Origin of the sequence: Arthrobacter sp. ISL-28 (genome assembly GCF_018613875.1) — a bacterium.
GTDB lineage: Bacteria > Actinomycetota > Actinomycetes > Actinomycetales > Micrococcaceae > Arthrobacter.
Window position 1 is genome coordinate 220800 of the sequence record NZ_JAGGPJ010000027.1, and the last position, 12193, is coordinate 232992.

11 protein-coding genes are annotated in these 12193 nt (G+C 66.1%); 4 read left to right on the plus strand and 7 right to left on the minus strand.

What is annotated here, in order from left to right; genetic code table 11:
- The 6 genes from J7E80_RS17880 to benA all read right to left on the minus strand — a co-directional run bounded on the left by J7E80_RS17880 (position 1) and on the right by benA (position 8341).
- Complete coding sequence (locus J7E80_RS17880) at positions 1 to 2898, minus strand: LuxR C-terminal-related transcriptional regulator (protein WP_215053564.1); 2898 nt, start codon at positions 2896 to 2898, stop codon at positions 1 to 3.
- Between the two features lie 38 nt (positions 2899 to 2936).
- Positions 2937 to 4331 carry an aromatic acid/H+ symport family MFS transporter gene (locus J7E80_RS17885; RefSeq protein ID WP_215053565.1) on the minus strand — a complete coding sequence of 465 codons (1395 nt, stop codon included), beginning with the start codon at positions 4329 to 4331 and terminating at the stop codon, positions 2937 to 2939.
- A 93-nt stretch (positions 4332 to 4424) separates the two neighbouring features.
- Positions 4425 to 5303: a 1,6-dihydroxycyclohexa-2,4-diene-1-carboxylate dehydrogenase gene (locus tag J7E80_RS17890; RefSeq protein ID WP_285291872.1), complete on the minus strand. Its 879-nt coding sequence runs from the start codon at positions 5301 to 5303 to the stop codon at positions 4425 to 4427.
- Positions 5300 to 6352, minus strand: a complete 1053-nt coding sequence (benC, locus tag J7E80_RS17895; RefSeq protein ID WP_215053566.1) for a benzoate 1,2-dioxygenase electron transfer component BenC — start codon at positions 6350 to 6352, stop codon at positions 5300 to 5302. The genes J7E80_RS17890 and benC overlap by 4 nt, the downstream gene beginning before the upstream one ends.
- A gap of 27 nt (positions 6353 to 6379) precedes the next feature.
- Positions 6380 to 6931: a benzoate 1,2-dioxygenase small subunit gene (benB, locus tag J7E80_RS17900; RefSeq protein ID WP_215053567.1), complete on the minus strand. Its 552-nt coding sequence runs from the start codon at positions 6929 to 6931 to the stop codon at positions 6380 to 6382.
- A gap of 27 nt (positions 6932 to 6958) precedes the next feature.
- Positions 6959 to 8341, minus strand: coding sequence for a benzoate 1,2-dioxygenase large subunit (benA, locus tag J7E80_RS17905; protein WP_215053568.1), 1383 nt, complete (start codon positions 8339 to 8341; stop codon positions 6959 to 6961).
- Between the two features lie 278 nt (positions 8342 to 8619).
- On the opposite strand from benA, the gene J7E80_RS17910 reads away from it, so the two are divergent.
- From J7E80_RS17910 to catC, 4 genes are all read left to right on the plus strand, one after another.
- Positions 8620 to 9534: a LysR family transcriptional regulator gene (locus J7E80_RS17910; RefSeq protein ID WP_215053569.1), complete on the plus strand. Its 915-nt coding sequence runs from the start codon at positions 8620 to 8622 to the stop codon at positions 9532 to 9534.
- Positions 9531 to 10640 carry an enolase C-terminal domain-like protein gene (locus tag J7E80_RS17915; protein ID WP_215053570.1) on the plus strand — a complete coding sequence of 370 codons (1110 nt, stop codon included), beginning with the start codon at positions 9531 to 9533 and terminating at the stop codon, positions 10638 to 10640. The genes J7E80_RS17910 and J7E80_RS17915 overlap by 4 nt, the downstream gene beginning before the upstream one ends.
- A 61-nt stretch (positions 10641 to 10701) precedes the next feature.
- Positions 10702 to 11565 (plus strand): catechol 1,2-dioxygenase, encoded by an 864-nt coding sequence (gene catA, locus J7E80_RS17920; protein ID WP_215053571.1) that lies wholly within the window; start codon positions 10702 to 10704, stop codon positions 11563 to 11565.
- A gap of 59 nt (positions 11566 to 11624) precedes the next feature.
- Positions 11625 to 11909, plus strand: coding sequence for a muconolactone Delta-isomerase (gene catC / locus J7E80_RS17925; RefSeq protein WP_215053572.1), 285 nt, complete (start codon positions 11625 to 11627; stop codon positions 11907 to 11909).
- 82 nt (positions 11910 to 11991) lie between these two features.
- Here the strand turns inward: catC and J7E80_RS17930 are convergent, their stop codons facing one another.
- Positions 11992 to 12159, minus strand: a complete 168-nt coding sequence (locus J7E80_RS17930; protein WP_215053573.1) for a hypothetical protein — start codon at positions 12157 to 12159, stop codon at positions 11992 to 11994.
- Positions 12160 to 12193 lie beyond the last annotated feature (34 nt).

Below are 12193 nucleotides of genomic sequence, written 5' to 3' on the forward strand. Positions count from 1 at the left end.
CTACTGCCGCCCGCGGTGCCCTTTAGGATCGGCCGGGGCCGGGCCGGGAGAGGGACCAAGGCCGGGGCCGGGGCCGGGGCCGGGGCCAGACCGGGCAGCGGCCGAGCTGCCCGGGTAGACGGCCGCCAGACCCGAACGGGACGTGACGCCAAGCTTGGAGTAGATCCGCGTCAGGTGGTACTGGACGGTTTTCACGGACACATACAGCTCAGCCGCGGCTTCCTTGTTGCTCAGGCCCGACGCAACGAGCGCCGCCACGGCCTTCTCCTGTTCCGTGAGATCGGGCGGTCCGGCTGCCTGGCCCTGGGCAGCCCGGCCGGCGCCTCCGCTGCCCGGATGTTCGTCGGAAGCGACGCCGGCGGCGCGCATTTCACGTGAGCAGCGGTCCACATAAGCCCCGGCGCCGAGCACGGCGAAGAGATCCCGGGCTTCCGTCAGTACCGCCGCTGCTTCCCGCCGCTTGCCGGCGCGGCGGAACGACTGGCCGTAGGCGAATTTAACCCGGGCGCGCGCGAACGGCAGGGGCAGCCCGTCGAGTTGGGCGAGACCGCCGAGGAAGCTGGTCCGGGCGGCGTCGATGTCGCCGTTGGCGGCGTGGATACGGCCCCGGACATAGGCCAAGCGCGCCCGGGTGGTTCGGTGGGCCCGCCGCTCCGCCAGCTGTTCGTGGGGAACAAGGAAGGCATCCGCCTCCTCCACGCGGCCGGTCATCACCAGGGCGTTGGCGTAGTGATCCTGCCAGGGCCAGAACCCGGGTTCATCGATGCCCCCGCTGCGCTGCATCCGCAGCACCGGCATCAGGGCCCGGATGACACCGTCGTAATCCGCCTTTGTCTCCGCCACCTGGGCCTGGGCAAGGCAATAGGGCAACAGCATGGCCGGGTAGCCGTCGCTTGCCACGGCACCCCGCTCCAAATGGCCGGCGGCGGCGTCCCAATTTCCCCGGAGGGCCTGGATCTGGGCACCGCTCCAGTGCAGAAGCGGCCGCAGCAGCTCAATGCCGGACTCCTCCTGCATGGCCACCGCCGACTGCACGGTCCGTAGTGCATCGTCCCAGGCACCAAGGGCGAAGTCGGCCCTGGCCAGCCAGCCCTGGGCCCAGAGCGAGATGCGCTGCGATCCGTGGGCGAATTCGGTGGGGACAGCCCCGGCGAGTTCGGCCCTGGCCTCCTCCACCCGGTCCATGGCCAGGTGCAGCCAGCCCTTGCCCATCTCACGGCGCTGGTGTTGGGCCCCGTGCTCGGGCAGGCGGTCCGCCTCCCGGTAACTTTGCTCCGCCTCGTCGTAGCGGCCCATGAAGCCCAGGCCCAGTCCTTCAATGGCCCGCGCCTCCACGGCTGCCGGGCTGCCCGCCGGGGCGATTCGCTGTGCGCGCTCCGCCCAGGTCACGAGATCCCGGCCGTTGAAGCGGGCCAGCGCGTGGAGGACCTGGCGCTGGCAGATTCCGGCCGCTGTGCCGGGATCTGTTGCGGAGTCGACGGCGGTCCACGCCTTGTGGAGCAGCGCGTCCGCCTGCGCCGGACGGCCGCGGAGAATGGCGAGGTGGCCGCGGACAGCGTCGCTCCGGGGACCGGGGGCGAAGGATTCGAGGGCATCGAGCGCAGCCACGGCCCGGGGCAGCTCGCCCGCGCCCACCATGGCGTCCACCGCCTTGACCAGCAGCGATTCGCGGTCCTCGGGCTCCGGATTCAGGCGCGCTGCCTGGGCATAGGCTTCGGCGGCGGGGCGCCATGCGCCAGCTGAAGCGAAGTCCTCGGCGGAGGCCTCAAGCTCGGCCGCCAGGGCAGCATCAGGCAACAGGGCTGCGGCGGCCCGGTGCTTCAGGCGCTGGACTGGCGCAGTCATGATGCGGGCGGCGGCCGTGTGCAGGGCGGCACGGCGGGCCGGCCCGAGATGCTCATACACGGCGGCACGGTAAACGGGCAGTGGGAATTCGAGTCGGGTTTCCGCCCCGGTGATGCTGATGTGCAACAGACCGGCCGCATGGGCCGCGTCCACCGCCGCCACCGTGTCTGTGATGCCTGCCAGTTCTGCGGCGACTGCCAGCTGGCTCCGGATGCCCAGCACCGCCGCCGCCTGTGTCAGGGCCGCTCCTTCGGCGGGCATCCGGCGGAGGGTGGCTGCGATGGACGCAAGACACGCAGAGGGCGCCGGCAGCGACTCGGGGCTGGCCGACCAGACGGAGGCAGGAAACTGTTCCAGCAGGGCCCGGATCAGGGGCGGCCGGCCGCCGGTGTGCTCCGCGAGCGCCCGGGCAGCGGGGAGCTTGAGCTCCGGCGCTCCCAAGCAGCGCCCAATCGCCCGGACTTCATCCGGTGTCAATGGATTGAGGGCGACAGTGACGGCACCGGGAAACCGGAGCAGCCCGGTGACGCCGGGATCCGGCCCGTTCAGCTCCGGGTCGAGGGAAAGGATCGTCAGAAGCGGGATCGGCCCCACCCTTCGGAGTGCGTGCAGGAGGGCCTGCAGCGACGGTGTGTCGGCCAGATGGATATCGCTGAGGCACAGGATCAGTGTCCGGCCGGTTGCTGCCACGGTGTTCATGGCGGCAAGAAGGGCGTCACCGTACTGCTGGACTGAGCCTGCCTGTGCCACTGAGCCGGGGAGCTCCCGTTCTCCACCGCCCGCTGGACACCTCGCGAGCAGCTGCTCTATCAGGCCGAAGTCAACGTGTTGTTCCCACTCCGCGCCAGCAGCCCTGAGGACCGTGGTGTCCGGGCCCGCCACGGCATCGTCGGAAAGGAAGTTCTCCAGCAGCTCGGTCTTGCCCATGCCCTGGCTGCCGCTGATCACGGCCAGGGACGGTTCGCCGGAACGGGCAGACCGCAACAGGCCCAGCAGTTGCCGGGCCTGTGCGGTGCGTGCGCCCTGGAATGGTCGGGCGTCATTGTCGGGCATGGTTTCCAACAGTAGCGGACCGGGTCAGATCGCCGTCGTCAGGATCCCCACTGCCCTGACAGTTCCAGTGCGGGGACGGCCTCGGGGTCAGCCCGGTGGCGTTGGACAAACATGGTGACGAGGCCACCGGACAGGGCCACGCCGGCAAAAACCAGGAACGCGACGTTGCTGGGCGCCTGGGCGCTGATCAGGAAGCCGCCCACCAGCGGACCCACGATGCCACCCAGGCGGCCAAAGCCGGCGCACCAGGCTACACCTGCGGTGCGGGATGCGGTGGGGTAGTAGTTGGACACGAAGCCATAGACCAGGACCTGGGTTCCGAGGCTGCCCACGCCGGCGAAGGCCACGGAGATCAGCAGCACCGGCAGCGGGAAGCTCAGCGTCAGCAATACGAGGGAGACCGCCGCGATAACGAAGGTGCTGGACACGACCGCCTTGGGACCAAACCGGTCCGCGGAACGCGATGCCACGAGGCCGCCGATCACTGCGCCGGCATTGAGGGCCAGCAGGAACGTCAGCGAATAGGTCTTGCCATAGCCGTGCTGTCCCATGATCTCCGGCAGCCAGGTGTTCAGGCCGTAAGTGAGCAGCAGGCCGCAGAAACTCATGCATCCGAGGAGGATGGTCGGCCGCCGGTAGTTGCCGGAGGCGAGCGCCGCGAAGCCGGCGAGGGGGCGCCCGTCCTTGCGCACTGCCGGCGGGGGCTGCACCGAGGTGCGGGACTGAGCGGAGGCCGCACCGCCGTCGGAGGAGCTGTCCTCGAGCGGAATCCCTGTTGTCGCGGAGAGACGGAAGGCGTCCTCGGCTCGGCCGCGGGCGAGCAGCCAGCGGGGTGACTCCGGCAGCTTCAGGAGTGCCAGCGGGAACAGGATCACCAGGGGCATGGCGCCGATCAGGAAGAGGCCGCGCCAGTCGGTAATACCGTTCAGCATGATGGCCAGCAGGGAGGCGAGCAGCCCGCCGGCTGGCACCCCCGAGTAGACGATCGCATTGTAGAAGTTGCGCTTGCCGGCGGGGGCGAATTCGGCCACCACGGCACCGGCGGTCGCCACCAGGGCGCCGACCCCGATACCCGTCAGGAATCGCAGGATACCGAACGCCGGGACCGTCGTGGCCAGGGCCGTCAAGGCCATGCCCACGGAGAACCAGACGATATTGATGAGCATGAGCTTCCGGCGGCCCAGGAAGTCACCCACGGCGCCGGCGGCGAGCGCACCCACCATGACTCCCATGAGGGCGTAGCTGCCCAGGGCGCCGGCCTGGGCAGCGTCCAAGGCACCGATCTGGCTGGGGTCGCGAAGCAGCGACGAAACAACGGTTCCGTACACCACGAGGTCGTAGCCGTCGAAGAGCAGGGCCGTGGCCGCGATGGCCATCACCCAGCGGACTGTCCTGGTGCGGGCCGCATCAGTTGATGGGGGCAGAGCGTTCATAGTGGGCTCCATTGGCCTGGGCCGCGTCATTGCGGCCGATGGGGTGCTGCGGGTGGTTGATGCCGGCAGGGCCGGCTGGCGCGGGTTCCCGGATCAGCCGAGGTCGCCGCCGGCGACGGCGAGGACGCTGCCGGTGATGTACGAGGCTTCATCAGAGGCCAGGAAGGCGATCGGTCCGGCCTGTTCATCGAGGGTTCCGTACCGTTTCAGAAGGGACGATTCGATGGTCTGGTCCACGATCTGCTGGTACCAGGCCTTCTCCCTGTCGCCTTCGGGCTCGGGGCCGCGTGCCACTTTGCGCGGAGGCGCCTCGGTGCCGCCGGGGGCGGTGGCCACCACGCGGATCCCGTGCGGAGCGGCCTCCAAGGCCAGGGCTGCGGTGATCGCCTTCACGCCGCCCTTGGCGGCGGCGTAGGGGACCCGGTTGACGCCGCGGGTAGCAACCGACGCCACGTTGACGATCACGCCTCCCTGTCGGCTGACCATATGCGGAAGGACTGCCCTGCAGGTCCAGAGCGTCGGGAAGAGGGACCGCTGTATTTCCTTGCTGATCTCGTCCGGTTCGTAGTGCTCGAACGGCTTGGCCCAGATGGTGCCGCCCACGTTGTTGATCAGGACGTCGATGCGGCCCCGGAGCGTCAAGGCTTCCTCGATGGCGGTGCTTGCGCCTGCGTAGCTTTCCAGGTCTGCAATGATGCCGACGGCGGCGGCACCGGCTGTGTCTGTTCCGGCTGCGGAGAGGCCGGCGGAGAGGTCTGCGGCAGCTTCTCGAACGAGTTCGGAGCGGTCCACCAGAACGGTGTCGGCGCCCTCGGCGGCAACCCGCGACGCCACAGCATGGCCGATGCCCTGGGCTGCGCCAGTGATAACCACGACCTTCCCGGCAAAGCGGCCCGGGCTGATCGCCCGGGCCGGGCTGGTTTGCAGGTTGCCGGCCCCGCGGCTGACGGGGCTCAAGCTGACGGGGCTCAAGCGGAGGCTCCGGCAAGCGCCGGTGCTGCCGCGGTGCTGCCGACGGCGAAGCGCTCGTAGTAGAAGTTGGCGGGGGTGATGCCTTGCGTGTCCCAGTACTTGCGGACTGCATCCACCATGGCCGGCGGGCCGCAAAGGTAGACATCCACGTCGCCGTCGTTCAGCTGGGCGGCGGTGATGTACTGGGTCACGTAGCCCTTGTTGTCCGCGGTGCTTTCGGGGTCAGCCACACAGTAGTCAAAGGTGAAGCCTTCGATGGCATCCGCGTACTGCTGGAGCTTGTCCAGCTCCACGAGGTCCTTGTCGAAGGTGACGCCGTAGACCAGATGCACCGGATGGGCCGGGACTTCTTCCAGGCCGGTGGCGATCTTTTCCAGCATGGACAGGAGCGGTGCGATTCCGGTGCCGCCGGCCAGCATGAGCACGGGCCGCTTAATGTCCCGGAGGAAGAAGCTGCCCATGGGGCCGGTCAGGGGGAGCGCATCGCCCGCGGCGGCACGCTCCTTAAGGTAGGTGGTCATGGCACCGTCCGGGGCCGTGCGGATGAGGAAGCGCAGCTCATCCGCTGATGGGCCGCTACTGAACGAATAGGACCTCACGGCGTCCGTTCCGGGCACGGCAAAGTTCATGTACTGGCCAGGCAGGAACTTCAAGTCGCCGCGGTTCTCCACTGCAAGGGTGACGGCGGCGGTATTGTCCGCGAACCAGGTCAGTTCCTTGACGGTGGCATCGAAAGTGGTGGCACCCACCTTTGCCATTTCGGACGTGCCGGCGACCTGCAGCACGAGGTCGCTTTCCGGGACCATCTGGCACGGGAGGCAAAAGCCCTTCTCGGCTTCGTCCTCGGTGAGCGCCTCATCGATGTAGTCGCCGCCGTCGTATTTTCCTGATTCGCAGAACGCCTTGCAGGTGCCGCAGGCGCCGTCGCGGCAGTCGAAGGGAATGTTGATGCGTGATTTGTAGGCGGCGTCTGCAACAGTTTCATTGGGGTTTGCCGTGACAAACCGGGTGACGCCGTCCTCGAAGCTGAGGGCAATCTGATAGCTCATGGGGTTCGATTCCAGTCGTTTGGGACGTTAGATGTGGTAGAGGTCCACAACGTGGTGGATGTAGTCGTTCTTCAGGACGACCTTCTTTTGGGTAATGACGGGCTGCGTTCCGGAGTAGTCGATGGTGTAGAACGACGTTCCGAAGTACGGATCGATGGTTTGGTAGCGGTAATAGAGCGTGTGCCAGTTGAAGCGGATGTCAACCACATCGTCCCGCCACCCGATGACCTCCACGTTGGTGATGTTGTGGCCGGTGCGCGGTTCCGGCAGGCTCGTGGCGCTGGACCGGTCAGTCTTGATGCGGAAGACCCGGTCCTCCAGCCCGCCCCGGTTGGGGTAGTAGATGAGCGAAATTTCGCGCTGGGGATCGCTGGTGAGCTGGTCGTCGTCGGCCCAGGCGGGCATCCAGAACTCGGCTTCCGGGTGGTAGCAGTCCAGCCAGCGGTCAAACTCGCGGTCATCCAGAAACCGCGCCTCGCGGTAGAGGAAGGAACAGATGTCCTCCAGGGTGGCGGGACCGACCGGAACGGCAGGCGCAGTCACAGTGTCCTGTGCTGCAGCGTCAATTGTTTGTGTCATGGGGTTCTCCTTGGCCTTCGAGAGGGCCTAGTTCTGGGCTGCTGCTGCTGCTTCTTCGGCGGCTGCTGCTTCGGCGGCGGCAGCCTTGCGCATGGTCTCCACCCAGTAACCGTGCTGGATGGGGTACAGGCCTTCGTCCTCGGTCCGTGCACCGCTGGAAATGGGCTTGAGTCCGATCTTGTCGGCATTGCCGTCCGGGCCTTGGATCTGGTGCATCACGCCGCGGCTGAGGTCGTTCCACGGAGCTGCAGTGGCCAGGTATGTCTTCTGGCAGGAGCGGAACTCCTCGAGGTCGTCCGGGGTCGCCATGCCGGAGGCATTGAAGAAGTCCTCGTACTGACGGATGCGGTTGGCCCGGGCTTCGGCGCTCTCGCCCTTGGGCGCGATGCAGTAGATGGTCACCTCGGTCCTATCGACAGCGATGGGGCGGAAGTGCCGGATCTGTGAACCGAACTGGTCCATGAGGTAGACGTTCGGGTAGAGGCAGAGGTTGCGGGAGATGTTGATCATCCAGTCCGCCTTGGCCTCGCCGTATTTCTCCACGAGTTCATCGCGGCGGTCGAACAGCGGGCGGTTGCTGGGATCCAGCCATTCCGTCCAGAGCAGCAGGTGGCCGTGGTCGAAGGAGTAGTAGCCGCCCTGCTGCTTGGCCCAGCCGCCGGCATCCATGTTCTTGGTTTCGTTGGCTGACTCGCCGGTGGTGCGGCGGGCGGTGGTGGCGGCATAGTTCCAGTGCGTGGCGGACACGTGGTAGCCGTCGGCGCCGTTCTCGGCCTGGAGCTTCCAGTTGCCGTCATAGGTGTAGCTGGAGGCGCCGCGCAGGACTTCCAGGCCGTCGGGGGACTGGTCCACGATCATGTCGATGATCTTCGTGGATTCGCCGAGGTGTTCTTCCAGCGGCTTCACATCGGGGTTGATGCTGCCGAACAGGAACCCGCGGTAGCTTTCGAACCTGGCCACCTTCGTGAGGTCGTGCGAACCTTCCTTGTTGAACTGCTCGGGGTAGCCGGCGTCGCGGGGGTCTTTGACCTTGAGCAGCTTGCCTGTGTTGTTGAAGGTCCAGCCGTGGAACGGGCAGGTGAAGGTGGTGCGGTTGTCCGTCTTGCGCCGGCACAGCATGGCTCCACGGTGGCTGCAGGCGTTGATGAGGGCGTTCAGTCCGCCCTGCTTGTCACGCGAGATGATGATCGGCTGGCGGCCGATGTAGGTGGTGAAGTAATCGCCCACGTTGGGGATCTGGCTGTCGTGCGCCAGGTACACCCAGTTGCCCTCGAAGATGTGCTTCATTTCCAGTTCGAACAGGTCCTCATCCGTGAAGATGCTCCGCTTTGCGCGGTAAAGGCCGTTCTCGTGATCCTCCACAAGGGCCTGATCCAGGTGGGCTCGGATGCCTTCCAGCGTCTCTGTCATGTTGGCTCCTATCGGTATCGGGCGGCGTTGCCCAGGTGCCGGGCAGCGGTGCCCGTGCGGACCGCCGAACGTTCGGTCGGTCAATCGAATGCAGCCAACTCTGCCAGCGGGTGGCGTCCGTCACACTAGGCATTTGCCTAGGCCTGCCTAGGTGCATATTGAGACTTTCAAAGTCTGAAAACCCAGCAATTGGATATTTGTTGAATACTAAATTCGGGCCTACGCTGTTGAACCAACAACCATCGACGTGGCACAGCACCGGAAAGAGGGCGGCGAGCATGGAACTGCGGCATTTGCGCTATTTCATCGTTGTGGCTGAAACCTGCCACTTCGGCCAGGCAGCGGAGCGCCTGAAAATGGCGCAGCCACCGCTGTCCCAGCAGATCCGGCAACTGGAGGCCGAGCTCGGAACGGAGCTTTTTGCCCGGACCACCAGAAGTGTGAGCCTGACCCCGGCGGGTGAGGCATTTCTCGCCGATGCGCAGCGCATCCTCAGCAGTGTTGAGGAAGCCGCCCGCCGGGCCCGCCGGTTTGCGGACGGAAAGGCCGGAACACTTCGCATCGGACTGACAGGGACTGCGTCCTACACCCAGCTTCCTGCCCTGGCGCGTCTGGTCAAGGAACAGCTTCCGGACGTGGTGCTGGACATTCACACTGAGCTCCTCACGCCGGCCATTGAACAGGCCCTGGCGTCGGGCGAACTCGACGTCGGTGTCCTCCGGCCGCCCGTGAGGGACCCTGCGCTGGCGGTGCGGCCCATAGCGCACGAAAAGTTTGTGGTCGCCCTGCCGGAAGGCCACCGCCTTGCAGCAGCGGACACCGTCATCATCGGGGAACTCCGGGCCGAGGATTTCATCATGTATCCAGGGGGCTCCCGGTCAGTTGTCCATGATGCGGTGATCCGCGCATGCCGGGCTGCGGACTTCTACCCCCGGGTGGCCCACGAATCCGCCAAAACCTCCACCCAGCTGTCGCTCGTCGCGGCAGGACTCGGCGTGGCGGTCCTCCCGGAATCCGTCCGCGGAATCGCTTTGGCCGGAGTTCAGTACCGGGCGGTGGCCGGGGCGGACGACGTCGAGCTGGCGCTGGCATGGTGCCGCACCGGAGGGTCGCCCCTGGTTGACTCCTTCCTCGCCACCCTCGAGGACAACGGCATTTTCCTTGACTCAAGCTACTCCGGAGGACTTCCGTGAAAATCACGTCCATCGAGGCGATCCCCTTCGCCATCCCCTATCTGAAGCCCCTGCGCTTCGCCAGCGGCGAAGTGCACACGGCATCGCATGTGCTCGTCCGCGTCCACAGCGACGACGGTATTGTCGGAGTTGCCGAGGCGCCGGCGCGGCCCTTCACCTATGGTGAAACCCAGGAATCCATCGTGGCGGCGGTTCAGACGCTGTTCGCACCGCAGCTTGCGGGGATGTCCATCCTGGACCGCGAGGCGATGCACGCTGCCATGGACAGAACCGTCGGCAATCCCACGGCAAAATCGGCCGTGGACATGGCGGTCTGGGACGTCATCGGAAAAACCCTGGGGCAGCCCGTCACGGCCCTGCTCGGCGGCTTCTCGGACAGCATGCGGGTCAGCCACATGCTCGGCTTTGCTGAACCCGCCAAGATGGTGGCCGAGGCAGAGCGCATGCGCGACACGTACGGGGTCACTACGTTCAAGGTGAAAGTGGGCCGCAAGCCGTTCGGCCTGGACGTCGATGTCTGCCGCGCCCTGCGCGAGGATCTTGGCGGGGACATCGAACTGTATATCGATGGCAACCGCGGTTGGACGCCGTCGGAGTCCTTGCGCGCCCTTAACGCCATGGCGGACCTTGACCTTACCCTCGCCGAAGAGCTGTGCCCGGCCGACGATGTCCTGGGGCGCAAATGGCTGGTGAACCACTGTCCTGTTCCGTTCGTCGCCGACGAGAGCGCCACGAATCCCGGCGAAGTGACCCGCGAACTGCTCAGCGGCGCCGCCAATGCCGTCAGCATCAAGACAGCCCGTACAGGCTTCTCGCACTCGCAGCGCGTGCTGTTCCAGTGTGACGGCCTGGGCGCCGAGGTGGTGATGGGTAATCAGATCGACGGACAACTTGGCACCCTGTGCTCGGTCACCTTCGGAGCCGCCTTCCAGTCCACCACCCGGCGAGCGGGGGAGCTGTCCAATTTCCTGGACATGAGCGACGATCTCCTCACGGAACCGCTGGAGATTGTGGACGGCCGGCTTGCGGCGCGACAGGTCCCGGGCATCGGGATCGACATTGACCCGGACAAGCTGGCCAAGTACCGGCTCGACCTTAATAACTGAGTTCCACAACCACCCCACGGTGCCTGCGAGGCAGGCGCCGGCTGCAGAAAGTGAGTCAACGATGACAACCCAGCTGACCGAATTTGACGCCAAGGCCGCGGAGTCCGGCAATGCTGCCACCGAACGTTTCCGCGAAAGCGGCAAGACGGCCGCGCTCGCGGTTCCCCAGGAGCGCGTGTCTCTGCTGGCCAACGAGGTTCTCGGCGCGGTCTACGAAACGATCCGCAAGCACAAGGTGACCTACGACGAGTTCAACGCACTCAAGTCCTGGCTGATCAGCGTCGGCGAGGACGGCGAATGGCCGCTCTTCCTTGACGTCTGGGTGGAGCACGTCGTCGAGGAAGTCTCCACGGAGGACCGCGAAGGCAACAAGGGCACGATTGAAGGCCCGTACTACATTCCGGATTCGCCGCAGCTTGAAACACCGGCCACGCTGCCGATGCGGGAAGACGAAGGCGGCACCCCGCTGCTGTTCCAGGGCCAGGTCCGTGCCGTTGACGGCACCCCGCTGTCCGGCGCCCACGTGGAGATCTGGCACGCCGACGACAACGGATTCTACTCCCAATTCGCTCCGGGCCTGCCCGAGTGGAACCTGCGCGGCACAGTTGTGGCGGACGCCGGCGGCAACTTCGCCCTTAGCACCGTCCAGCCGGCGCCCTACCAAATCCCGACCGACGGAGCCTGCGGCAAGCTGATCGCCGCAGCCGGCTGGCATGCCTGGCGCCCGGCACACCTCCACCTGAAAGTCTCCGCCCCCGGCCACCAGTTGCTGACCGCGCAGCTCTACTTTGATGGAGACCAGCACCTGTCCGACGACATCGCCTCGGCCGTGAAGCCGGAACTCGTCCTGAACCCCGCAAAGCGTCCGGATGGTGTAGGCAACGAGGTCACCTATGACTTCGTGCTGGACGCCGCCCGCGCCTAGCCCGTTACGTCCCGCCCCATTCAGCGACGACAGACCCTCGAAACGAAGGAGCAAACCCCGTGCTTTTTGCAGTGCGCATGGACGTCAGCATTCCCCAGGACCTGGAGGCGGAGGCCAAAGCTGGACTCCTGGCCGCCGAGAAGGCCTATTCACAGGAACTGCAGCGCAAGGGCGAGTGGCAGAGCATCTGGCGATGCGTGGGCGAATACGCCAATATCAGCATTTTCGACGTCGCCGGCAATGACCGGCTGCACGAGATTCTCTGGGGTCTGCCGCTCTTCCCCTACATGAAGGTGGACATCACGCCCCTCGCAGTGCACCCGTCGGACGTCGCCGTCGGCTGACACCCTGCAACAGCCAAGGACCCGGCTCGTCTGAGCCGGGTCCTTCGTTTTGTGGCGGCCGGGTGGTGGGAAGTGGGCGCACCTAGAAGTTGCGAGTGGTGTAGTTGCGGCTGGGCAGGTCGAGTGCGGACCAGTCCCGGATCGAGTATTCCGGCGGGGTGTGCCCGCGCCCGTCCCGCGCGACGGCGGTAAGGGAAGCAAGCACTGAGATGACGATCAGGACAACGAGGGCAATTCCGAAGATTTCCATAGCTCAATGGTTCTCCCGGAGAGGTGAGGAAAAA